Source organism: Dyadobacter sp. HNCC25DJ183 (assembly GCF_056895175.1).
Genome location: NZ_JBXHAP010000008.1, coordinates 167,427 through 189,243, shown reverse-complemented (window position 1 = coordinate 189,243; position 21,817 = coordinate 167,427). Strand labels below are relative to the sequence as shown.

The following is a 21,817-nucleotide window of genomic DNA, read 5'->3' as shown; positions in this document are numbered from 1 at the left end:
GGTTTGAAGTTCAAAATTTACGCCCTCACTCCTTCTCTTCTCTTCCTCAGATACTCCTCCATTTTCCCCAGGTCAAATGCATTAAACGTCATATCCTTTGTCAACCCGCCTTTTCTGGCGTTGGCTACTCCGTAGTGCATATCCTGGTAGCCTTCCATGGCGTGGGCGTCGGGGTTGATGCTTAGTAACACGCCTTTTTCCATACAATAGGAAATCCAGCGCCAGTCAATGTCCAGCCGCCAAGGCGATGCATTGATCTCTATTACTACCTGATTTGCGGCACAGGCATCTATAATCACTTTATGATCAATGGGATAACCTTCCCGGGATAGCAAGAGCCTGCCTGTAGGGTGACCGAGTATCGTGGTATATGGATTTTCAATGGCTTTTAGCAGTCGCGCCGTCGCCTTCTCCTGTGACATCGTCAGGTTACTGTGGACGGAAGCAACAATGTAGTCGAAGGATGCGAGGATATCGGTCGGATAATCGAGAGAACCGTCGCCGAGGATATCGGATTCAATGCCTTTTAAAATTTTGAATGGTTTGGTCGGGTTTTCAGCAGCAAAGCGGGCATTCAGTTTTTCAATTTCCTGGTGCTGGCTGATTACCTGTTCAATGGTAAGTCCCTGTGCATAAACCGCCGTTTGCGAGTGATCGGCAATGCCGAGGTACTCAAAACCAAGGTCGCGGCAGTGTACTGCCATTTGCTCCAAAGTATGCTGACCATCCGAGTAAGTACTGTGGTTGTGCAGGATACCGCGAAGATCGTCCCAGGTTACCAGGTCTTCGGTCTTGTGCTTTTCGGCCCAGATGAATTCCTCGGCTCCTTCGCGCATTTCGGGTACTATATAAGGGAAGCCTGCTTTCTCATAAATGGCTGCTTCGGAATCGGCACTTTCGTAATAAGCCTGCCGCCAGATGGAAGTACCGGAAGCATTTTGAAAGCCCAGATGTTCTGCGTCAGCGGTTTCGAGAAACAGCTCGTTAATTGCGCGTTCAGGTTTTACAGCCACGATTTCAACAGCCACTGCTACATCCTGCACATTACCCCGCCAGACGAATGGAGAAGATTGCTTTTCATTTTGCACGAGAAAGTCAATTTCGCCAATTGTATTATGTAACAAAGCCGGCGAATCAGTCACTGCCAAAATGCGGATGGTATCTACAATCTCGGACTTGCGGCGGATATCACCTGCTGCTTCTACCGGCTCAAACGTTTTCCTTAACTCGGCAATGATCGCATTGGCCACCGCCTCCGCCTTATCCATTCTAAGCTTGCCGGCCTGATCTTTCAGGAAAGCGAGCGAGTCGAGTATCTTTTGCTGGATACTACCTCCAAATCCTTTCAGCTTTGCAACAGCTCCATTGAGGCACGCAAGTTCCAGTTCGTGCAGGTTATCAATGCCGAGCTCTTTCCAGAGTACAGCAATTTTTTTAGGACCAATTCCTTTGATATTAAACATCTCCATTACTCCCAGCGGCGTGTTGCTGATGAGTTCTTCCAGCTCGGAGAATGTGCCAGTGCGAGCAATCTGCGCGATTTTGGCCGCAGTACTTTTTCCTACGCCCTGCAATTTGGTGAGTTCAGCCTCGCTCATGTTCCGTAGCTCACCTTCCTTGTATTTGTCAAGGTAAAATGCAGCTACCGAATAGCCTTTGATTTTGAACGGATCTGCACCGTGCAGTTCGAGCAATTTGGCAGTAAGTTCAAGGATCTCGACGATTTCGGAATTGCTCATAGGAAGTATATCAAAAGAATGTTCTGCGAATTAAAAAGTATGTACCAGCATTTGCAAATCAATTGCTGCTTACCTCTCCGTCGAATGCGCCTCAGTAGTTATTTTATCGGTCTGACTTACCTAGTAGATCTGGCCTGCGCGGGGTAATGGGTTGTTTTAATACAATAAATTCCGGCAGATAGCCCATTTGAACAAAACAGCAGTTAAATCAAAAAACTTACCTTTTTATACCCGATGAACATTGAACAATTAAAAAGCTACCGAGCCGAAATCCACAACCACTTAACGAACGAACTTCTGCCATTTTGGGAAAACAGGTGTGTTGACAAAGAAAATGGCGGTTTTATCACACACTTCGACAATGCAGGAAATGACTCAGGTGAAGACGAAAAATCATTAATCGCGCAAACCCGGACCGTTTTCACATTCTCGTCTGCACACCGGGCCGGATATGGTGAGGGAAGATACGTTGAAATAGCCAGGCACGGCGTCGATTTCCTGATTGATAAAATGTGGGACAAGGAACATGGCGGTTTTTACTGGTTAATGGACCGCAAAGGCAATGTAAAAATCGACGAAAAGATCATCTATGGCCATAGTTTCGCCATGTACAGTCTTGCCGAGTACACGCTTGCAACCGGTGACCCGCGCGGACTGGAATATGCGGAGAAGGTATTTGACCTGCTTCAAAAACATGGTGCGGATACTTACTATGGCGGATACTTCGAAATGTTCCACCGCAACTGGGATCTGAAAGGTCCGGGCCCGGCAGGCGGCGACCGCAAGACGCTCGATGCGCACATGCATTTAATGGAAGCGTTTACAACTTTATATGAAGCAAGCCAGCAGCAGGTACACAAACGCAAGCTGTTGGAAATTATACAATTGCTGATCAACAAGATCATGCACCCGGTTTATAAAACGGGTATTCCGCAATTCTGGGCAGATTGGACGGTGGCCCCGCAGATCAAATTCGACATTATCTGGGGTTGGGACCGGTTTAGTGAAGATGGTATGAAGAGCTCCGCGGAAGATAATACAAGCTACGGACATAATGTAGAGTTTGCGTGGCTGCTGATGCATGCGCTGGATATTGCCGGCATTTCTTACGATGATTACCGGGAACAACTACTGGCGTCCTTCGATCACGCGGTAGAGCATGGTATCGACTGGGAATTTGGCGGAGTGTATGTGGAAGGCTCGCACGCTGGCGAGGTTTACGATCGGGAAAAAGAGTTCTGGCAGCAGGCAGAGGTCATTATCGGAATGCTGGATGCATACCGTGTTTATGGCGACGAAAAATACCTGAAAGCCTACGACGCAACCCATCGTTTTGTTTTTGACCACATGATCCATTCGGAAGTTGGCGAGTGGCTGCCGTTACTTACGCGCCAGGGCGAGCCGATCTGGAAACACATGAGCCATTCGTGGAAGGTAAACTACCATTCAGTGCGCTCGATGGTCCAGGGTATCGTGCGCCTTGACAAGCTAATCCATTCCTGATCTTAGAAAAAATTGGACAGTTGCGGGAATTTCTTTCTCAAAATAAGATTTGAAAATGTGCCCTGTTAAGTCTCAGGATGTTTGGTACAGTTCTTGAAACTGCTTTTTCAACTGACGTTAATAAGTATTTTTCAAACTAAATAACCAAAGTCATGAGTGCATTCACACAACAAGTAAAAGGAAACTGGAACGAGATTAAAGGAAAATTCAAGCAGCAATATGCAGATTTGACTGACGACGACCTGTTATATGAAGATGGAAAAGAAGATGAACTTCTTGGAAAACTTCAGAAGAAACTAGGTAAGACCAGAGAGGAAGTTGAATCAGAAGTGAACAGCTGGTCAAGATAGTTTTTTGAAACAGGTAAGAGCCCCGGGATCAATGATTCCGGGGCTTTTTTCGTATATAGCAGTTTTAAAAACCGAGATTAAAGTACCTAAACTCTGCTGTTTATGAACACGAATGAAATACCTGTCGGCATTGTCGGCCTGGGTTTAATGGGTTGCAGCATTGTAACCTGCTTGCTGATCGCGGGACATCAGGTCGCCGCGGTAGCACCGCTGAGTGCAGATATGGATCATGCCGAAAGAAGGATCAGGGAGCATTTACAGAATTCCTGGGAGAATGGGCTGATCGAGAATGAGCCGGAATATTACCTCAGAAGGCTGATTATCACGGAAGATTACAGTGTGCTGCATCCTTGCAAACTCGTGAATGAGTGCACGATTGAAAATATTGACGTCAAAGGATCGGTTTACCAAAAGATTGAGGCGGTGATCAAACCCGATGCGATACTATCCAGTAACACGTCTGCCATTCCGATCAGCGAGTTACAAAAACTCACCCAGTACCCCGAGCGGTTTCTGGGCTTGCACTGGACAGAGCCAGCACATACGACGCGTTTTCTGGAAATCATCTGCGGCGATCAGTCAGACATTAAATACGGCGAATACTTGTATGAACTTTCGCATGAATGGGGTAAAGAACCTATTCTGGTGCGGAAAGATATCGCCGGCTTTATAACCAACAGACTGATGTACGCGATGTACCGGGAGGCGATCAGCCTGGTCGAGAACGGATATGCGACGATAGAGGATGTGGACCGCTCGTGCCGGAACAACGCGGGCTACTTCATGACAATGGTGGGAATTTTCCGCTGGATGGACCTTACCGGCGTACCTGCCTATCATACCGTGATGAAAAACCTGTTGCCAACGCTGAATAACAGTACCGAAGTGCCTGAGCTTATTGATAAAGTAGTGCGTGAAGGCGGCAAAGGTATCCTCAACTCACATGGATTTTACGAGTACGAACCCGGCGAGGCAGCGGTTTGGGAAGAGACTTTTAAGGAATTTACGTACGAGATCAGGGAGTTGGCATTGAAATACCCCGCAGACATTGTGAAGCGCAGACTGGCCGAGAAAAATAAATCTTCGGAATCGGAGGAGTCGTGATTCTTTTCAGCTGGAAGGCGGTAGTTAGGGGATACTTCACTAGCTTTGAAGCACCTTAATTTCTACTCCAAATGGACGATTTCATTGCTGCGAGATCCCAAATGGCCCTATCTCTGGGATTTCACATTATATTTTCCTGCATTGGTATGGTGATGCCATTTTTCATGGCAGTTGCTCACTTTTACTGGCTGCGGACTGGCGAACCTGTGTACAAGAATGTTACCAAAGCATGGAGCAAAGGCGTCGCTATCTTCTTTGCAACGGGTGCAGTCTCGGGCACGGTGCTAAGTTTCGAGCTGGGGCTGCTCTGGCCGGAATTCATGAAGCACGCAGGACCCATTTTCGGAATGCCGTTTTCTCTCGAAGGAACGGCATTTTTTATTGAGGCGATTGCATTAGGCTTCTTTCTTTACGGCTGGGACAGGTTTAACAAATGGTTCCATTGGTTTACAGGCGTGATTGTCGGAGTAAGCGGCCTTGCATCGGGGATCCTGGTGGTAGCTGCAAATGCGTGGATGAACAGTCCCGCCGGGTTTGATTTTGTAAACGGCCAGTACCTGAACATTGACCCGATCCAGGCCATGTTTAACAAAGCATGGTTCTCGCAGGCGCTCCACATGACGATAGCTGCTTTCGTAGCCACAGGCTTTGCAGTTGCGGGTGTGCATGCATTGATGATCATGCGGGGTAACAATGTACTTTTCCATTCAAAATCATTTAAGATTGCGGCGATATTTGGCTGTGCAGCCGCCATTCTGCAACCACTCAGCGGCGACATTTCCGCAAAGGACGTAGCGGAGAGACAGCCTGCGAAGCTTGCCGCTATGGAAGCCCATTTCAAAACTGAAAAATCTGCTTCACTGATCCTCGGTGGAATTCCTGACGAAGAGGCCAAAGAAGTTAAGTATGCTATCAAACTCCCTGGTTTTCTGAGCTTTCTCGCTCATGGCGATTTTGAGTCGGAAGTAACAGGTCTTGACAAGATCAAACCAGAAAACCATCCACCAGTCGCAATTACCCACTATGCTTTTCAAATTATGGTGGGAATGGGAATGGCGATGATGCTGATCTCGGCGATTTACTTTCTGGCTTTATGGAAAAAACGTGACTGGCTTGGTTCAAAATGGCTCTTGAAACTCTTCGTATTTGCCACTCCGCTGGGATTCATTGCCGTAGAAGCAGGCTGGACAGTTACAGAAGTGGGTCGCCAACCCTGGATTATATACGAAGTAATGCGAACTGCCGAAGCAGTAACGCCCATGCCCGGCATCGCCTATTCATTTTACCTATTCACAGCAGTGTACGTCTCCCTTGCGATTTTCGTGGTATTCATGCTTTACAGGCAGATTAAGATGGTGGGAACGCTTTATGATAAATAAGGAGGAAAGGGAGGATGTTGATTTGCCCCCTTTCGTCCCTTTCATCCATCCTCCCTTTACTCCTTAAAACATTCATTCACTCATTCACTCATTAAAAATGCTCTACGTCGTCATCACATTCCTCTGGACATCGATCTTGCTCTATCTTTTGATGGGCGGAGCGGATTTTGGTGCTGGTATTATTGAGTTGTTTACGTCGAAAAAGAACAAGGCAATCACCCGGAAAACGCTCTATTCTGCAATTGGCCCGATATGGGAAGCTAATCACATGTGGCTTATTATCGCAATCGTGATTCTGTTCGTTGGCTTTCCGGTGATCTATTCCACCATGTCGGTCTTCCTGCATATTCCGTTGACGATCATGTTGATGGGAATAATCGCGAGAGGTACTGCCTTTACGTTTCGGCATTATGATGCCGTTGTAGATGATATGCAGAGCATTTACAATACAATCTTCGCTGTTTCCAGTTTTATCACACCCTTGTTCCTGGGGATAATAGCTGGAAGTGCAGTTTCAGGACATATTAATCCAGAGGCAAGAAGTTTTATGGAAGCTTATATTATGAGTTGGCTTAACTGGTTTTCAGTGGCGGTTGGACTGTTTACCGTGGCAATTTGCGGCTTCCTGGCCTCGGTATACCTGATAGGTGAAACCGATAATGAAAATGACAGGCTTCGTTTCGCACATAAGGCGCAGTTTTTCAATATTGCTGCGGTGGTATGCGGCGCGCTGGTATTCACTGCTGCCTATTTTGAGAACATACCTTTGTTTGAGTGGGTATTTGGCAATTGGGTGGGCAGAATTGCCATTGTGGCCGCTACGCTTTCACTTGTTTATATGTGGCAGCAGCTTTATCAGGGAAAGATCAGGCTCCTCCGCCCGCTTGCAGGTTTTCAGGTAACCATGATTTTGCTTACGACCACCTTCCGCCACTTTCCCAATATCGTTATTTTAAAAAACGGGTACTTATCTCTCGTAGAGCACAGCGGTCAGGAAAAAACAATGCAGGCACTTGGAATGGCTTTGCTGCTAGGCAGTGTGTTTATCCTGCCTGCATTGTTTTACCTTATTTATAGTTTCCAAAGCAAACCGTATCAGGAGCACGCCTGATTCAGGTTACAGAAATAAAGAGCAGATACAGCAGGATAAGCGCGGGAAAACCGCTTGTTACAAATGCCCATCCATTGTGTTGTTTCTGCATTAAAAAGTAGGAGAGCAAAGCCAGTCCGATCAGCAAAATAGCTGGCAGCAGCACCATTCCTGCACCTGCTGCATCCTGGTTTGAAGTCATGGAAGTAACAAGCAGGAAAACCGCCGCCGCTACATCTGCCACGATGCAGATCCATATTAAAATAATCATAGCGCGCTTAGTTAGATGAAGTTGCTTGTAAATGCACCAAACTCGCCTCGATTACCTCTATCCTCTTCTGCAAGTCAGCCATTTTGGTCGCGTCCGAGGCCAGCTTTTTGTTCTCGCTGCCAAGCCGTGCATTTTCGCGCTTCAACTCCTTCACTGCTTCCAGCAAATGCGGGATCAAGCCAATGTAGTTAACTGACTTATATCCATCCTTGTCAGTCTCAACAAGCTCCGGAAAAACACCTTCCACTTCCTGGGCGATCAAACCCGTTTGCAAACCCTGACTACGCTGCGGATCTTTCCAGTAATAATACCTACCGGAAATAGAAGATAGCTTTTCAAAGTTGGCAGATATGGGGAGAATATCGCGTTTGAGGCGGAGGTCGGAGTTTTGGGTAAGAGTTCCTGCGATGAAAGTGTTTCCATTGTTTCGCACTGTAAACATCCATCCTCCGTCTTCAAAGTAAAATCCTGTCCGGTTGTTATCAAGTCCACCAACAAAACAGTACTGCGCACCGGCATCATTATCGAGCCAAAGCCCAGCCGTCATTCCATTTGGATTGTTCCGTAATCGAATTCTATGCCCTACATCAAGAATGTGAGTTGGATTCAAGACATTGTTACCAATCCCAACATTACCGTTTCTCAGAATCGTAAGTGCATTTCTCCTCGCACCTCCAACATTCTCGTCACCATTTCCGATCTGAAATAAACGATGAGTTGGTTTAAGATCATTGTCAACAGCATCTGAAATATCATTACTTAATCCAAAGCTAATTCCGTATTTCGAGTTGCTCTGAAGATTATAACCGAGAGCGACTGACTTGGAGCCGAGGCTTTGTATTCTATCCCCAATGGCAATAGAAGACTCACCAAGCGCTTTTGCATCAAAGCCAAGAGCAATACTGTTGAGCAGCGCTTCTGAGGACGAGCCAAATACAAAGGAGAACTGTCCAGATGCCTTCACGGTTTCTCCATATGCAAACGACATATAGCCATTTGCAACAGCGTTAATTCCACCAGCAAAGGAAAAGTCACCTATACCTTGTTCAGACCAAACGTGTTCCCCGTTCCAGGATCCGAAGCGAAATGAACCTTTACGTGGATACCACAACATTTTGGTTTTACCAGGCTCCCAATCTAATATTGGCAATTGTTTTCCTTTAGAGTAACTTCCCTGTTGCACTACCGGATCATCATTCTTCCACCTACCCGCCTCTTCTGCGTGCAATGCATAAGGTACACTCAATAATTGCGTCGCTCCCAGATTGATATAATTACTTCCGCCATCCGGATCCATTTCTACTTGCAGGAAAAATTTGTCGCTGTCCCATTTAATGTCGGCAAACTGACCGCTTTGTACGAGGCCGGCTCCTACCGAAATATTGAAAATTCCATTGGCAGAGGTCTGCGTTGCATGTGTTTCCTGATAAACCGGGCTACCGAGTGCAGTGGTTGGCCTGACTGAAATGCGCAGACCGATGTTACGGTTTTGAACCACTTTGCCGGCTGCGTCCCGGGCTACGCCCTGGAAGCTGAATTGTTGCGGTACCTGCGCGTGAACGGTGCCTGCGAGGAAGAAAAATAAGACGAATCGGATAAGGTGCTTCATAAAAGACGATTGAGTTTGACATGAGCAGACAAACTTAACCTATGCTTTCACTAGCTGTTATTCCGATTAGCTGCCGGTCAAATCCACTTAATAAAAGGAAATCGGCGCGTCTCTATCGACAATCCACCAAATAAACCATCAGTGCCGATTGCACATTCCATCGGCGCTGATGGCACAAGCAACTTACCTTGCAGGACGTGCTTAGAAATAAGTACACATCCATCAACAAACTAAATATTACCCTCATGATCAAAGCATTGATAGTAGACGACGAGTTCAAGTCGCGCAGCATTCTATATAAGTACATCCACGAGTATGTACCGCAAATCGTGGAATTAAGAATTGCATCTTCCGTCGCGGAAGCACTGAGTGTGCTGCAGGTATATTCCCCTGAGCTCGTTTTTTTAGACATCGAAATGCCGCACCAGAACGGTTTCGAACTTCTTAAAGCAATTGATAAACCTTCCTTTAATGTCATTTTCACTACCGCGTACAACCAGTACGCCATTCAGGCGATCAGGTTCAGTGCCGTGGATTATCTTCTAAAACCAATTGATCCTGCGGATCTTGTCGTGGCAGTAAGAAGGCATTTATTCAGACGCGATTCGGCCAGACAGAAAGTCCAGCGATATGAAAACCTGGTCAGCAACTTCGAAAAGAAGGAGTACAAGGAATTCAAACTGGCAGTTGCGTCTACCGAGGGTATCTTCTTTTTCATGGTTGGCGAGATCCTCAGATTTGAGGCCGACAGGAACTACACGGTTATCCATTTGAAAGACAATAAAACCTTTATAGCCAGCAAAACACTTAAACATTTTGAAGATATGCTGGTGGATTTCAAGTTCGTCCGCACGCACAAATCGCATCTGGTGAACCTGGAATACATCGTTCGTATCAGCAGCAATAACGAATACCTGGTACTCGCCGATGGCTCGCGGGTGGAGGTCTCCCGCCGGCGAAAAGACGAGGTACAGCAACAACTGAACATCAGGTAGGTTGGTTTAGCGGGTAAAAAAATATAATTCCTTTGAATTGTTTTGTTTTATTTTACACCCGTTCCTGAACTCAAATTCCACCTCCTATGAACGATCGTAAAACGCGGCTGGCTGTTATCCTGATCACTTCGCTGTTTTTTCTCTGGGGTTTTGCCCTCAACCTCAACCCAATACTGATCCCGCATTTGAAGAAGGCATGCCAGCTCAGCGATTTTGAATCTGCCCTGATCGACTCCGCCTCTTACATTGCTTATTTCCTCATCGCATTCCCGGCAGGACTGTTTATGAAAAAATACGGCTACAAAGCTGGGATTACAGTTGGATTGCTGCTCTTTGCCTTTGGCACATTCCTGTTTTATCCCGCAGCCGAAATGCGCCATTTTGGCTTTTTCCTGATCGCATTATTCATCATTGCAAGCGGACTGACCATGCTTGAAACCGCTGCAAATCCATATATAACTGTCTTAGGCGATCCTGATTCGGCAACGCAGCGCCTGAATTTTGCACAATCCTTCAATGGACTCGCGGCATTTCTGGCACCCTTGATGGGCGGCACCTTCATCTTGTCGGGCAAAACACTTTCGGAGCAAGAGCAACAGGCCATGTCCGGCGAAGCACTTGACTCCTATCTCAATGCAGAAGCCGCCTCCGTGCAGGTACCATTTATAGTAATTGGCTTGGTTGTGTTGCTGGTAGCAGTGCTGATCTGGCGGACTTCCCTGCCAGAAATCAAGGACGAAAATGAAAGCGAAGGTACCGCCGGTAGCTCCATTTGGGGCGAGAAAAACCTGCTACTGGGTGCTACCGCGCAGTTTTTCTATGTTGGTGCACAGGTTTGTATCAGCAGCTTTTTTATCCGTTTTTCTGATAAAGTGGCTGGGATAGAAGAAAAAACCGCAGCGTACCTCCTGTCCGGCGCGTTTTTGAGCTTTATGATCGGCCGTTTCATTGGCACTTACCTGATGCGTTTCATTGCTCCTCCCCGACTGCTTGCATTATATAGTATTCTGAATGTAGCCCTGCTCGCAGTAGCGGTCACTACTACGGGAATGGCGGCGGTATATGCGCTGGTGGGCGTACAGTTCTTCATGTCGATCATGTTCCCTACGATATTTGCATTGAGTATCCGCGGACTTGGTGAAAAGACTAAAATTAGCTCTTCCCTTGTGATTATGTCTATTGTCGGAGGCGCTTTCTTTCCCGTTATAATGGGCCAGGTTTCTGACATTTCTTCTATCCAAACCGCCTACGTTGTTCCAGCGGTGTGCTTTCTGGTTGTTCTTTATTTTGCAATTAAAAATAACTCTATCAAAAAGGTCACACTCGGAACTTCACATTGATTTTCTGAAACCACTAACCTGAATTCTTTAACAATATGGATTTACAGCTTCAAAATAAAGTAGTTATCGTTACCGGCGGCGCAAAGGGAATCGGCGAAGGGATCGTGCAGGTTTTGGCAAAAGAGGGCGCTATTCCGGTTATAGTAGGCCGGAATGCAGATGATAATCAGAAAATCGTGGATGATCTCGCTTCGAAGGGTTTCGCCTCCTTTCAGGTTGTTGCAGAGCTCACGCAGCCGGAAGAATCTGAGAAGGCGGTCAAAGCTGTTTTGGAAAAATACGGACGGATCGACGGCCTGGTCAATAATGCAGGTGTAAACGACGGTGTTGGTCTTGAAAATGGCGACTACAACGGTTTCATCGCCTCTTTGCATAAAAATGTTGTGCATTACTATCTCATGGCGCATTATGCCTTGCCTGCATTGAAACAATCCAAAGGCGCAATTGTGAATATTACCTCTAAAACTGCGGATACAGGCCAGGGAGGCACCTCAGCTTACGCCGCTGCCAATGGCGGAAGAAATGCATTAACGCGTGAATGGGCGGTTGAACTGTTGAAATACGGAATCCGGGTCAACGCAGTTGTTGTAGCTGAATGCTGGACGCCGCTTTACGAACGCTGGATTGAAACTTTGCCAAATCCTGCTGAAAAGTTAGCTTCCATTACCGCCAATATTCCGCTCGAAAATCGGATGACAACTTCCGAAGAAATTGCAAATACTACAGTATTCCTGCTTTCCGAGCGTTCCAGCCACACAACCGGACAGTTGATTTATGTCGATGGTGGCTATGTACACCTGGACCGTGCGCTTGCCAATTCTTAATCTGTTTTAATTCCAATACTCAGTGACGCCTCGCCAAATGAAAACACTTGTCTGCACTACACCAGGCCACTTTGAATACCAGGATACTTTACAGCCTGAAATCCTGTCTGGTCACTCGCTGATCCGCATCAGACGAATAGGGATATGCGGAACCGATCTGCACGCCTTTGAAGGAACGCAGCCTTTTTTCAACTATCCCCGAATCCTGGGGCACGAACTGGCAGGAGAGGTTGTAAATACAGATCGTAATGATTTTTCAGTCGGTGAAGCTGTCACTTTCATACCTTATTTTAATTGCCAGAAATGTGTTGCGTGCCGGAATGGAAAGCCAAATTGCTGCGCTACTTTGAAAGTATCGGGTGTTCACATTGACGGCGGAATGGTGGAGTACCTCTCGGTGCCCTCCTACTCCCTGGTGCATGGCGACGGCCTCAGCTTCGACGAACTTGCATTGGTGGAACCCCTGGCTATTGGCGCTCACGGAGTGCGGCGCGCGCGTGTTCGGGAAGGTGAAAATGTGCTGGTAGTAGGCGCAGGACCAATCGGGCTGGGTACCATGGAATTTGCCAGAATAGCCGGCGGGAATGTCATCGCATTGGATATCAACGATGCCAGACTTGCTTTTTGTCGTGAAAAAATCGGCGTGCAACACACCGTGAATGCATTAACTGAGCCTGTTCTGGAACGGTTAGCAGAAATCACAAATGGCGAAATGCCAACCGTGATCATCGACGCGACGGGAAGCCTGCGCGCCATCAACACGGCGTTTACCTACCTTGCGCATGGAGGCAGTTATGTGCTTGTGGGCCTGCAAAAGGGAGATATTACATTCAGCCACCCTGAGTTTCACAAACGCGAAGCCACATTGATGAGCAGCCGCAATGCAACACGGGAAGATTTTGAACATGTAATTAAAAATATGAAAAACGGGCAGGTTGACCCGAAAACATATATTACGCACCGGGTCACTTTTGGAGAGGTAAAAGATACTTTCGAAAGCTGGCTTGATCCTGCGAATGGAGTGATCAAAGCGATGGTGTCGCTGGACTAACTCAATTTTCCTGAAAACACCTCACCGCGGTAATACTTTCAAGTTACCTGAGAAAAGCAGTTGAAATATTAAATCCCCTCGTAATTTTGTGTTTGCTTTGAACCGAGTTTGTACCGCAAAGCATTTGAATAGTAACCATTTTCATGAAGAAAATCCGTAATTTTTGCATTATTGCCCATATTGACCACGGCAAAAGTACCCTGGCCGACCGTCTGCTTGAATTTACCAAAACAGTAACGCAGCGGGAAATGCAGGCGCAGCTGCTGGACAATATGGATCTGGAACGCGAACGAGGCATTACAATCAAGAGCCACGCGATTCAGATGAACTACATTTACAAGGGAGAAGAATACATCCTCAATCTGATCGATACCCCCGGGCACGTCGATTTTTCATACGAAGTATCCCGCTCTATTGCGGCCTGTGAGGGTGCATTGCTGCTTGTGGATGCATCACAAGGCACTGAGGCGCAGACAATATCCAACTTATACCTTGCGATCAACCACGATCTGGTGATCATTCCGGTCCTCAACAAAATTGACCTCCCCGGTGCAATGCCAGAGGAGATCAAGGATGAAATGGTGGACCTGCTTGACTGCAAGCGGGAAGATATCATTCCTGCAAGTGGAAAAGAGGGAATTGGCATTGAAGATATCCTGAATGCAATCGTGGAGCGAATTCCTGCCCCGGTAGGCGATCCCGAAGCACCTTTGCAAGCGTTGATTTTCGACTCGGTTTTTAATTCATACCGCGGTATCGAAGTTATTTTCCGGGTGAAAAACGGAAGTATCCGTAAAGGCGACAGGGTTAAGTTCATGGCGACCGGAAAAGAATATATTGCTGACGAAATCGGCACCCTCGGCTTGCAGCAGATCCCAAAGCAAGTCGTGGAATGTGGTGATGTAGGTTACCTGATTTCCGGTATTAAGGTTGCGAAAGAGGTAAAAGTAGGCGATACTTTCACACATATTGATCGCCCCGCGAAAGAAGCTATTGTTGGTTTTTCAGAGGTAAAACCAATGGTTTTCGCCGGCATTTACCCTGTTGACACCAGCGAATTTGAAGAGCTTCGTGAAGCAATGGAGAAACTGCAGCTAAACGATGCGGCACTTGTATGGGAGCCAGAAACTTCTGCTGCGCTTGGGTTCGGGTTCCGTTGCGGGTTTCTTGGCATGCTCCACATGGAAATTGTGCAGGAAAGGCTGGAAAGGGAATTCGATATGACGGTTATTACGACCGTTCCTTCCGTGCAGTTCCGGGTGGTTAATACAAAAGACAAGCTCCTGAATATCAGCGCACCTTCCGAGATGCCTGATCCAAATCATATCAAGGTTATTGAAGAACCTTATATCAATGCACAGATTATTACCAAGTCGGACTACATCGGTCCGATTCTCAACTTGTGTATGGACAAGAGAGGTATCCTGAAAAATCAGGTTTACCTTACTTCCGAGCGCGTGGAGCTGCAATTCCTGATCCCGCTGGCTGAGGTTGTGTTTGACTTTTTTGATAAACTTAAAACCATTTCCCGCGGCTACGCCTCCCTTGACTACGAACTGGCAGGTTACCAGGAGTCGGATATGGTGAAATTGGATGTGATGCTCAACGGCGAGCCGGTGGATGCATTATCTGCTATTGTACACAGGTCAAAATCTTACGAATGGGGTAAAAAGCTTTGCGAAAAATTGCGTGAGCTGATCCCACGGCAGATGTTTGAAATTGCAATCCAGGCAGCGATAGGTCAGAAGATCATTGCACGGGAAACAGTGAAAGCAATGCGTAAAGACGTATTGGCCAAGTGTTACGGAGGTGATATTTCAAGGAAACGAAAGCTTCTTGAAAAACAGAAAAAAGGAAAGAAACGAATGCGTCAGGTTGGTAACGTCGAGATCCCGCAGGAGGCGTTTATGGCTGTATTGAAGATCAATTAATGCATTCCGGGTTTTAGAATTATCTCAAAACTGGGTGCAGAATTGGCCTTTTATTGTAATTTTGACCTGAATCTAATTTAAGACCGAAGAAACTAAAATACCTTAACAAGCGATATGGCAGAAGTAATTCGTATGCCCAAAATGAGCGACACCATGGAAGAGGGTGTTATCGCGGAATGGCACAAAAAAGTAGGTGATAAAATAAAATCCGGCGATATCCTGGCTGAGGTAGAAACCGATAAGGCTACGATGGAAATGGAATCTTACTATGACGGTACGCTTCTCTACATCGGAGTTAATAAAGGTGATTCCGTGCCAGTTGACGGAGTTATGGCGGTAGTAGGTAACGAAGGTGAAGATTATAAATCGCTGCTGGAAGGTGGCAGCAACGGAGCTTCAAGCAACGGAAGTGCCGCACCAAAAGAGGATACAAAACCAGCGCCGGAAGCAGCTGCGGTGGAAACCGTAACCCCCGAGCAGGAAGCCAAGGAACCCGCTCCTGCAAGTGCACCTGCCGAGAAAATCAATGCTGCTGTGGTTCGTATGCCCAAAATGAGCGATACGATGGAAGAGGGAACTTTGGTTTCCTGGCAGAAAAAAGTAGGTGATAAAGTGAAATCCGGTGATATTCTGGCAGAAGTCGAAACCGACAAAGCCACGATGGAGCTGGAAGCATATGAAGACGGGACTTTGCTTTTCGTCGGAATTAAAGAAGGTGAATCGGTGCCTGTCGATGGAATTATCGCGGTAATCGGAGAAGAAGGCGCCAATGTAGATGCATTGATCGCCCGTGAAAACGGCGAAGCACCTGCTGCTGAAAGTGCTCCTGCACCGGAAAAATCAGCTGCACCTGCTGGCGAAAGCGAAGCAGACAAATCTGTTTCCGTAGCAGATTCCGGCGATCGGATCAAAGCTTCTCCGCTTGCCAAAAGAATGGCAGATGAGAAAGGAATCAACCTGAGCCAGATCGAAGGCAGCGGTGACAATGGAAGGATCGTAAAACGGGATGTAGACGAATTCAAGCCTGCTGCTAAACAAGCTGCGCCTGAAACTGCCTCAGCTGCTCCTGCTGAAAAACCAAAACAGGCAGAACAAGCTGCGCCAGCCGCAGCAAGCGCACCTGCAACCGGCGATTTCACGGATACACCAGTGTCGCAAATGCGCAAGACCATTGCGCGCCGCCTGAGCGAAAGCTTGTTCACTGCGCCGCATTTCTATGTTACCATGGAAATCACAATGGACAAAGCCATGTCGCTTCGCCCGCAGCTCAATGAAGTAAGCCCTGCCAAGATCTCCTTCAATGATATGGTGATCAAAGCTTGTGCAGTTGCATTGAAGCAACATCCTGCCGTTAACTCCGCCTGGTTGGGTGATAAGATCAGAAGATACAATTATGTCAATGTAGGTGTTGCGGTTGCGGTAGACGAAGGTTTGCTTGTTCCCGTGGTACGTGATGCTGACAAAAAGACGCTTTCTGCTATTTCAACAGAGGTAAAAGAACTGGCCGGAAAAGCGAAGGATAAAAAATTGCAGCCGAAAGAATGGGAAGGAAATACATTCTCTGTATCCAACCTGGGTATGTTCGGAGTAGATGAATTTACTGCGATCATCAACCCGCCGGATTCCTGCATTCTTGCAGTAGGTGGGATCAAGAAGGTTGCTGCTTTCAAAGAAGACGGAACGGTTTACCCGACCAACATTATGAAAGTAACGCTTTCTGCTGATCACCGTGTGGTGGACGGAGCAACTGCTGCCCAATTCCTGCTAACAGTTAAGAAATTGCTGGAAGAGCCGATGAGCATGCTGGTTTAATGACAAAATCAGTTCTATAAATACCAACCAATGCACAAAGTGTCAGGCTTCCCGGTCTGGCACTTTTGTTTTGAAGCACTAACCAAATCGAATCACTCAGAGTCAATATTCATGGAGAAAATACACGCAACAACCGTACTGGGAGTTTTACACAATGGAACAGTTTCGCTCGGCGCTGACGGGCAAGCGACAATGGGCAATACTGTTGCCAAAGGTAATGTCAAAAAAATCAGGGTATTGATGGGAGGAAAGATCCTCGCCGGATTTGCAGGCTCCACAGCGGACGCATTTACATTGATCGAGCGGTTTGAAGAAAAACTGAATGCATACGGCGGCAATATGAAACGCGCAGCAATTGAACTTGCCAAAGACTGGCGTACAGACCGCTATTTAAGAAAGCTGGAAGCGATGATGATCACAGCCAGCAAAGATGAAATCCTGGTTATTTCAGGAACAGGCGATGTTCTGGAACCTGAAAACGGCATTGCAGCAATCGGCTCCGGTGGAAATTATGCATTATCTGCTGCTCAGGCATTGAAAAAACACGCGCCGCATTTATCAGCAGGAGAAATGGTGAGAGAGGGACTCACAGTTGCAGCTGATCTTTGCATTTATACGAATCACAACTTTGTGATTGAGGAGGTGAAGTAAGTAATGAGCTAGCAAAGCTTTGTCACCCTGAGCGCACCTGTCCGCTCAGGGTGACAAAAAACGTTCAGGTTGACAAACCCTATTCAGCTACCATCCTGTAAACTTTTTTAGCGCGGTGGATCCAGAGTGCCCGGAATTTTCCCAGCTTTCCTTTGGCAACTCTTAGTTTCGATAAGAGCTTGTATTTCCTGTCAAGTGCTGCGTCTGTTTCGAAGTTGGCTTTGAGGTATTCCAATGCATTCCGCTCGCTCAGGTTGTAGTTGTCTGCCTTGGTATAGGCTTGTATCCCCTGACCTACCGGATTGAACTGCGAATGCTTCGCATAGTCTTCCAAAACAAAGTGCTGAAAACGGAATCCCTGGTTGACCATCTGGTGAAACCAGCCCGTACCCAAATCGGCAGTAAAGCCCCAGTTTCCACCAAAACATACGTTATCGCCTTTCGGCAGCGTGTTTTTTCTATATAAATTCAGGTTAATCAGGCAGGCATATTCATTCAGGCGGCACTCGGGCATCGGGTGAACGCGCCCTGTTTTTAACACTTCAATATCCTTTTCCTTTCGTGGGGTGTTGTATGTTTCATGCAACGCAATTGCCTCTTCCTGAGTAGGAACATACTGCTCAAACTTTGATCCGTGGCAAAGCCCGGCGGAAAAGCCCGGACACGACCAGCATTGTCCGATTGAACCTGTTCCGGCCACATTCGGATCAGTGAATGTGGGCAGCATCTCACCGATCATATCCCGGTGAAAAACCATGTCATTATGCATGATAAACAGGTAATCACTTGTCGCATTTTCAAGTGCATACTGATATGGAATATGGTAGCGGTACGCGCTGTCATGTCGGGTACGCTCGTAATCAAGACAGTCGAGTTGGTAAAAGTATTCGGGGTAGTACAGGTCGACCTCAACCAGCGGGGTAATCGTTTTGATCACATGGTACACATCTCCGAATTTATCGTAAGGCTGTGACTTTTCTATCGTGATGTAAAGCTTGTTAATGTGCTGACCGCTGAATTTCAGGAGTGAGAGTATGGAGATGATCGTTTGGTACGGTTTACCATAGTAGATAACGCATACATCAATTTTATTCATTTGTAACCGGAAGTTGAGCTATCCTGCAAAGCTAGCAAGACTTCTCACAACTGCGCCATTAAGACCATGAGCTTTACGAGCTCGTCGGAAACTATACGCTGGCTGCCAGGCATATACTTGTTGGCAATAATCGCAAAACTCATCAGCGCGCCAGACTTTGTCGTGAAATAGCCTGCATACGCTCGTGTACCTTCAATGGAGCCGCTTTTTGCATGCACATTTCCCGCTGCCTTTGTACCTTTTGCCAGATTCCTGACTGTACCATTTTGACCTAAAACTGCAATACTTTTATAAAAATCATTAAAGCTTGCCTCTTTGTTTGCGAGATTTAAAATCTCAGTCAGGCTGCCGGCAGTAATAGAACCCGAAGGCGAGAGCCCGCTGCCATCTTTAATGTAAAATCCCCGCAAATCAGCTCCTTTTGCAGACCAGTAACCAGTTACTGCGAGTGCCGCATTGTCGAAGTCCGATTTACCGGAAAGTCTCTTTCCTGCTTGCTTTAAGAATGCATCTGCAAAAAGGTTGATACTCCAGTAGTTTGTCTGCTGGCAAAGCTCTCGCAACGCAGGCGATTTATATTCATCCAAGACCTTCCTTTGACTTCCTGTGACTACACCTGAAAAAGGCGGGTTCTGATCATAAATTCGTATTGCTGCATTAGCAAGTGCCGTTTTCAATGCGAATGCGGCATATTCAGCTGCATTGGGAATGGAGCCTTTAACGGTGAAGCTGGCAGTACCTGCGGGTACCGTTCCCGTGAGCACCACCTGATTCCCGAGCGGACTGGAATAAAGAATCGTTTTGTCGCCACTCCCCTTTTCACCGGTAATTACCCGGTTCGTAAATGTGAGATATGGAATAGCCGGTTCAATGCCTAAGAATGTCGCAGGATCGCCAGGTTCCGAGCCGGGCCTGAACTTGGCGCGGTATAGGTTCTCATTCAAGTTAAGTCCCTGCACACCAGCTCCGTAATAGTTGCCCATATCTCCCCAAATCCACGTACTGGCTACCGTTTCACTATCGAAAAAAGAAGCATCGGCAAGCACTTTTCCTTTAATGTGCTTTATTCCGGCGTTTTTAACTGCTGCCGACCATCGACCAATCAGTTCCGGAGATTTGAGAAAGCCCGGAAACCGCTCACTGCCCAGCGAAGGATCGCCCGTTCCGTGAATGTACAGGTTCCCCAGCAAGGTATCCCCTTTAATTTGTCCGTCGTGTTCAAGGAAAGTCTGAAATTTATAATCGCCTCCAAAAACAGCCAGTACAGTAGCGGTGGAAACGAGTTTCAATGTCGATGCCGACGGAAGAGACATTTCCTGGTGCAGGCCAAAAACAGGTACCTTCTCCTTCACCGACTTGATGCTGATCGCCAGTGTCCCGCTTCGCATCATTTCGCTGTTCTGAAATTCCACCGCCGCGTCGCGCAGGTTGTTCAATGCGGTACTATCTACCTTTTGACCAAAAACAGCGGGACAGAAAAGGATAGTACACAGGAAAATACGCAAATTCATAGAGATGTAGTCGAGCTGAAAACAGGGGTAAAACTTTGGCCTGAGAATCTAAACTAATAAGTTAAGCCCAAATCTCAGCCTGATTTTTGGTACTTTTGTCAGATGCATGAAACCAATTTAGGTTTTCACCCCATTTTTATATGAAATTGACATTTTGGGGAGCTGCACAACAAGTGACCGGAAGCATGTTCCTGCTGGAATCTGACGACTACCGGATTTTGATTGACTGCGGCTCGGATTTTGACCTGGATGAGATTGGCAGGAAAAACAGATATGAAGAGCAAAAAGGTGTCTTTCCGTTTGAACCAAGCCTCATTAATACAGTACTATTAACACACGCTCACATTGATCACTCAGGTAACATTCCTAATTTATACAAGGAGGGTTTCGAAGGCAGGGTTGTGTGTACGGAGCCCACTATGGCGCTCACGTCGCTACTGCTGAAAGACGCTGCCAACCTGCACCAGAAGCGGCTTAATGCGCGACAGGGTTCTTCTAAAAAGCGCGGCAAAAAGAAAGAGGTACCGAAAGACTACTATGTTGAAAAACATGTGATCGAAGCAATGGACAATTTTGTGCCGGTTGCTTTTGGTAACCGCTACCGCATTGCAGATAATGTAACTGTGACCTTCTACCCGGCAGGACATTTGCTTGGCGCTGCACACATTGTGCTTGAAGTTTACGAAAACGGCGAAAAGAAGCGGCTTTGTTTCTCAGGAGATATCGGCCGTAAAAACTATCCGCTCCTGATTGATCCTCAGGAAGTTCCACAGGTGGATTACCTGGTTTGCGAGTCTACCTACGGGAATCGGCTGCATGAAAATACAGGCACGCCGGTGGATGCGCTGGCAGATGTGATCAAACGTACCTGCATTGACATACCCGGCAGGCTCATTATTCCTTCGTTCAGTGTTGGCCGCACACAGGCATTGCTGTACACGCTCAACCAGTTATATCTGGACAAGTCTTTCCCGTTTATCAAAGTATTCTCGGATAGTCCGCTTGCGCACAGCAGTACGAAAGTGTACCAGAAACACGCCAGAATGCTGAACAGAGAGGCACGGGATTTTCAGGAAGACAATGATATGCTTTTCGACTTCGAGAACCTTATTTACCTGGAAAGCGCCGATGCGAGCAGGGCTGTATCCAACTACAATGAACCCTGCATTATCATTTCCTCATCGGGAATGGTGCAAGGCGGACGAGTGGAGCAGCACGTGGAAGCCAACATCGGCAATCCATACGCTACAATCCTGATGATCGGCTATGCTTCCGAAGGCACGCTGGGCTGGCGCCTGCTCAATGGACAGGATACAATCTCGATCCGCGGAAAGCAGCTGCCTGTCTTGGCTAATATTGAAAAAATTGACGTATTTAGCGGCCACGGAGATCAGAACGATCTTCTGAGATTTGTTAAAATGCAGGACCCGGAAAAGCTCAAACGCGTGTTCCTGGTCCATGGAGAACAGCAAAGTATGGCTGAATTCCAAAGCAAGATTCAAGAAAATGGCTTTAAATCGGTAGAAATACCTGTGAGGGGAACCACTTACGAACTCTGAAA

18 protein-coding genes are annotated in these 21,817 nt (G+C 47.0%); 13 read left to right on the top strand and 5 right to left on the bottom strand.

Annotated features, from left to right (window positions below; genetic code table 11):
• Nucleotides 1-17: 17 nt before the first annotated feature.
• The gene (locus tag AC1XTG_RS20575) at nt 18-1,739 is read right to left on the bottom strand and encodes a PHP domain-containing protein (RefSeq protein WP_484843246.1); all 1,722 of its coding nucleotides are present in this window, start codon (nt 1,737-1,739) and stop codon (nt 18-20) included.
• Nucleotides 1,740-1,973: 234 nt separating this feature from the next.
• Here AC1XTG_RS20575 and AC1XTG_RS20570 point away from each other — a divergent pair, with 234 nt between their 5' ends.
• From AC1XTG_RS20570 to AC1XTG_RS20550, 5 genes are all read left to right on the top strand, one after another.
• Complete coding sequence (locus AC1XTG_RS20570) at nt 1,974-3,242, top strand: AGE family epimerase/isomerase (RefSeq protein ID WP_484843245.1); 1,269 nt, start codon at nt 1,974-1,976, stop codon at nt 3,240-3,242.
• Between the two features lie 152 nt (nt 3,243-3,394).
• On the top strand, nt 3,395-3,592 hold the full coding sequence (locus AC1XTG_RS20565) for a CsbD family protein (protein WP_056284092.1): 198 nt from the start codon (nt 3,395-3,397) through the stop codon (nt 3,590-3,592).
• Between the two features lie 102 nt (nt 3,593-3,694).
• Nucleotides 3,695-4,696 (top strand): 3-hydroxyacyl-CoA dehydrogenase family protein, encoded by a 1,002-nt coding sequence (locus AC1XTG_RS20560; RefSeq protein WP_484843244.1) that lies wholly within the window; start codon nt 3,695-3,697, stop codon nt 4,694-4,696.
• Nucleotides 4,697-4,767: 71 nt separating this feature from the next.
• On the top strand, nt 4,768-6,075 hold the full coding sequence (locus tag AC1XTG_RS20555) for a cytochrome ubiquinol oxidase subunit I (protein WP_484843243.1): 1,308 nt from the start codon (nt 4,768-4,770) through the stop codon (nt 6,073-6,075).
• 97 nt (nt 6,076-6,172) lie between these two features.
• Nucleotides 6,173-7,186 carry a cytochrome d ubiquinol oxidase subunit II gene (locus AC1XTG_RS20550; RefSeq protein WP_056284101.1) on the top strand — a complete coding sequence of 338 codons (1,014 nt, stop codon included), beginning with the start codon at nt 6,173-6,175 and terminating at the stop codon, nt 7,184-7,186.
• A 1-nt stretch (nt 7,187) separates the two neighbouring features.
• On the opposite strand, the gene AC1XTG_RS20545 is transcribed toward AC1XTG_RS20550, so the two are convergent.
• Entirely contained in the window at nt 7,188-7,436 is a 249-nt protein-coding gene (locus tag AC1XTG_RS20545) for a hypothetical protein (protein WP_056284103.1), read from the bottom strand.
• Nucleotides 7,437-7,443: 7 nt separating this feature from the next.
• Nucleotides 7,444-9,045, bottom strand: coding sequence for a tail fiber domain-containing protein (locus AC1XTG_RS20540; RefSeq protein WP_484843242.1), 1,602 nt, complete (start codon nt 9,043-9,045; stop codon nt 7,444-7,446).
• 245 nt (nt 9,046-9,290) lie between these two features.
• On the opposite strand from AC1XTG_RS20540, the gene AC1XTG_RS20535 reads away from it, so the two are divergent.
• The 7 genes from AC1XTG_RS20535 (at nt 9,291) to hslV (ending at nt 17,649) form a co-directional block, all read left to right on the top strand.
• Nucleotides 9,291-10,040 (top strand): LytR/AlgR family response regulator transcription factor, encoded by a 750-nt coding sequence (locus tag AC1XTG_RS20535; protein ID WP_484843241.1) that lies wholly within the window; start codon nt 9,291-9,293, stop codon nt 10,038-10,040.
• 86 nt (nt 10,041-10,126) lie between these two features.
• Entirely contained in the window at nt 10,127-11,380 is a 1,254-nt protein-coding gene (gene fucP / locus AC1XTG_RS20530; protein WP_484843240.1) for an L-fucose:H+ symporter permease, read from the top strand.
• A 35-nt stretch (nt 11,381-11,415) separates the two neighbouring features.
• A complete protein-coding gene (locus AC1XTG_RS20525) occupies nt 11,416-12,204 on the top strand; it encodes an SDR family oxidoreductase (protein ID WP_056284117.1) in 789 nt (262 codons plus the stop codon).
• Nucleotides 12,205-12,241: 37 nt separating this feature from the next.
• On the top strand, nt 12,242-13,255 hold the full coding sequence (locus AC1XTG_RS20520) for a zinc-binding alcohol dehydrogenase family protein (RefSeq protein WP_484843239.1): 1,014 nt from the start codon (nt 12,242-12,244) through the stop codon (nt 13,253-13,255).
• Between the two features lie 143 nt (nt 13,256-13,398).
• Nucleotides 13,399-15,186 carry a translation elongation factor 4 gene (gene lepA / locus AC1XTG_RS20515; protein ID WP_056284121.1) on the top strand — a complete coding sequence of 596 codons (1,788 nt, stop codon included), beginning with the start codon at nt 13,399-13,401 and terminating at the stop codon, nt 15,184-15,186.
• 114 nt (nt 15,187-15,300) lie between these two features.
• The gene (locus AC1XTG_RS20510) at nt 15,301-16,998 is read left to right on the top strand and encodes a pyruvate dehydrogenase complex dihydrolipoamide acetyltransferase (RefSeq protein WP_484843238.1); all 1,698 of its coding nucleotides are present in this window, start codon (nt 15,301-15,303) and stop codon (nt 16,996-16,998) included.
• Between the two features lie 111 nt (nt 16,999-17,109).
• Nucleotides 17,110-17,649 (top strand): ATP-dependent protease subunit HslV, encoded by a 540-nt coding sequence (hslV, locus tag AC1XTG_RS20505; protein WP_031529165.1) that lies wholly within the window; start codon nt 17,110-17,112, stop codon nt 17,647-17,649.
• Between the two features lie 79 nt (nt 17,650-17,728).
• Here the strand turns inward: hslV and AC1XTG_RS20500 are convergent, their stop codons facing one another.
• Together AC1XTG_RS20500 and dacB are read right to left on the bottom strand one after the other, a co-directional pair.
• Nucleotides 17,729-18,745, bottom strand: coding sequence for a hypothetical protein (locus AC1XTG_RS20500; RefSeq protein WP_484843237.1), 1,017 nt, complete (start codon nt 18,743-18,745; stop codon nt 17,729-17,731).
• A gap of 44 nt (nt 18,746-18,789) precedes the next feature.
• Nucleotides 18,790-20,256 (bottom strand): D-alanyl-D-alanine carboxypeptidase/D-alanyl-D-alanine endopeptidase, encoded by a 1,467-nt coding sequence (gene dacB / locus AC1XTG_RS20495; protein WP_484843236.1) that lies wholly within the window; start codon nt 20,254-20,256, stop codon nt 18,790-18,792.
• A 140-nt stretch (nt 20,257-20,396) separates the two neighbouring features.
• Between dacB and AC1XTG_RS20490 the strand changes: the two genes are divergently transcribed.
• On the top strand, nt 20,397-21,815 hold the full coding sequence (locus AC1XTG_RS20490; protein ID WP_056284131.1) for an MBL fold metallo-hydrolase RNA specificity domain-containing protein: 1,419 nt from the start codon (nt 20,397-20,399) through the stop codon (nt 21,813-21,815).
• The last annotated feature ends 2 nt before the right edge of the window (nt 21,816-21,817 follow it).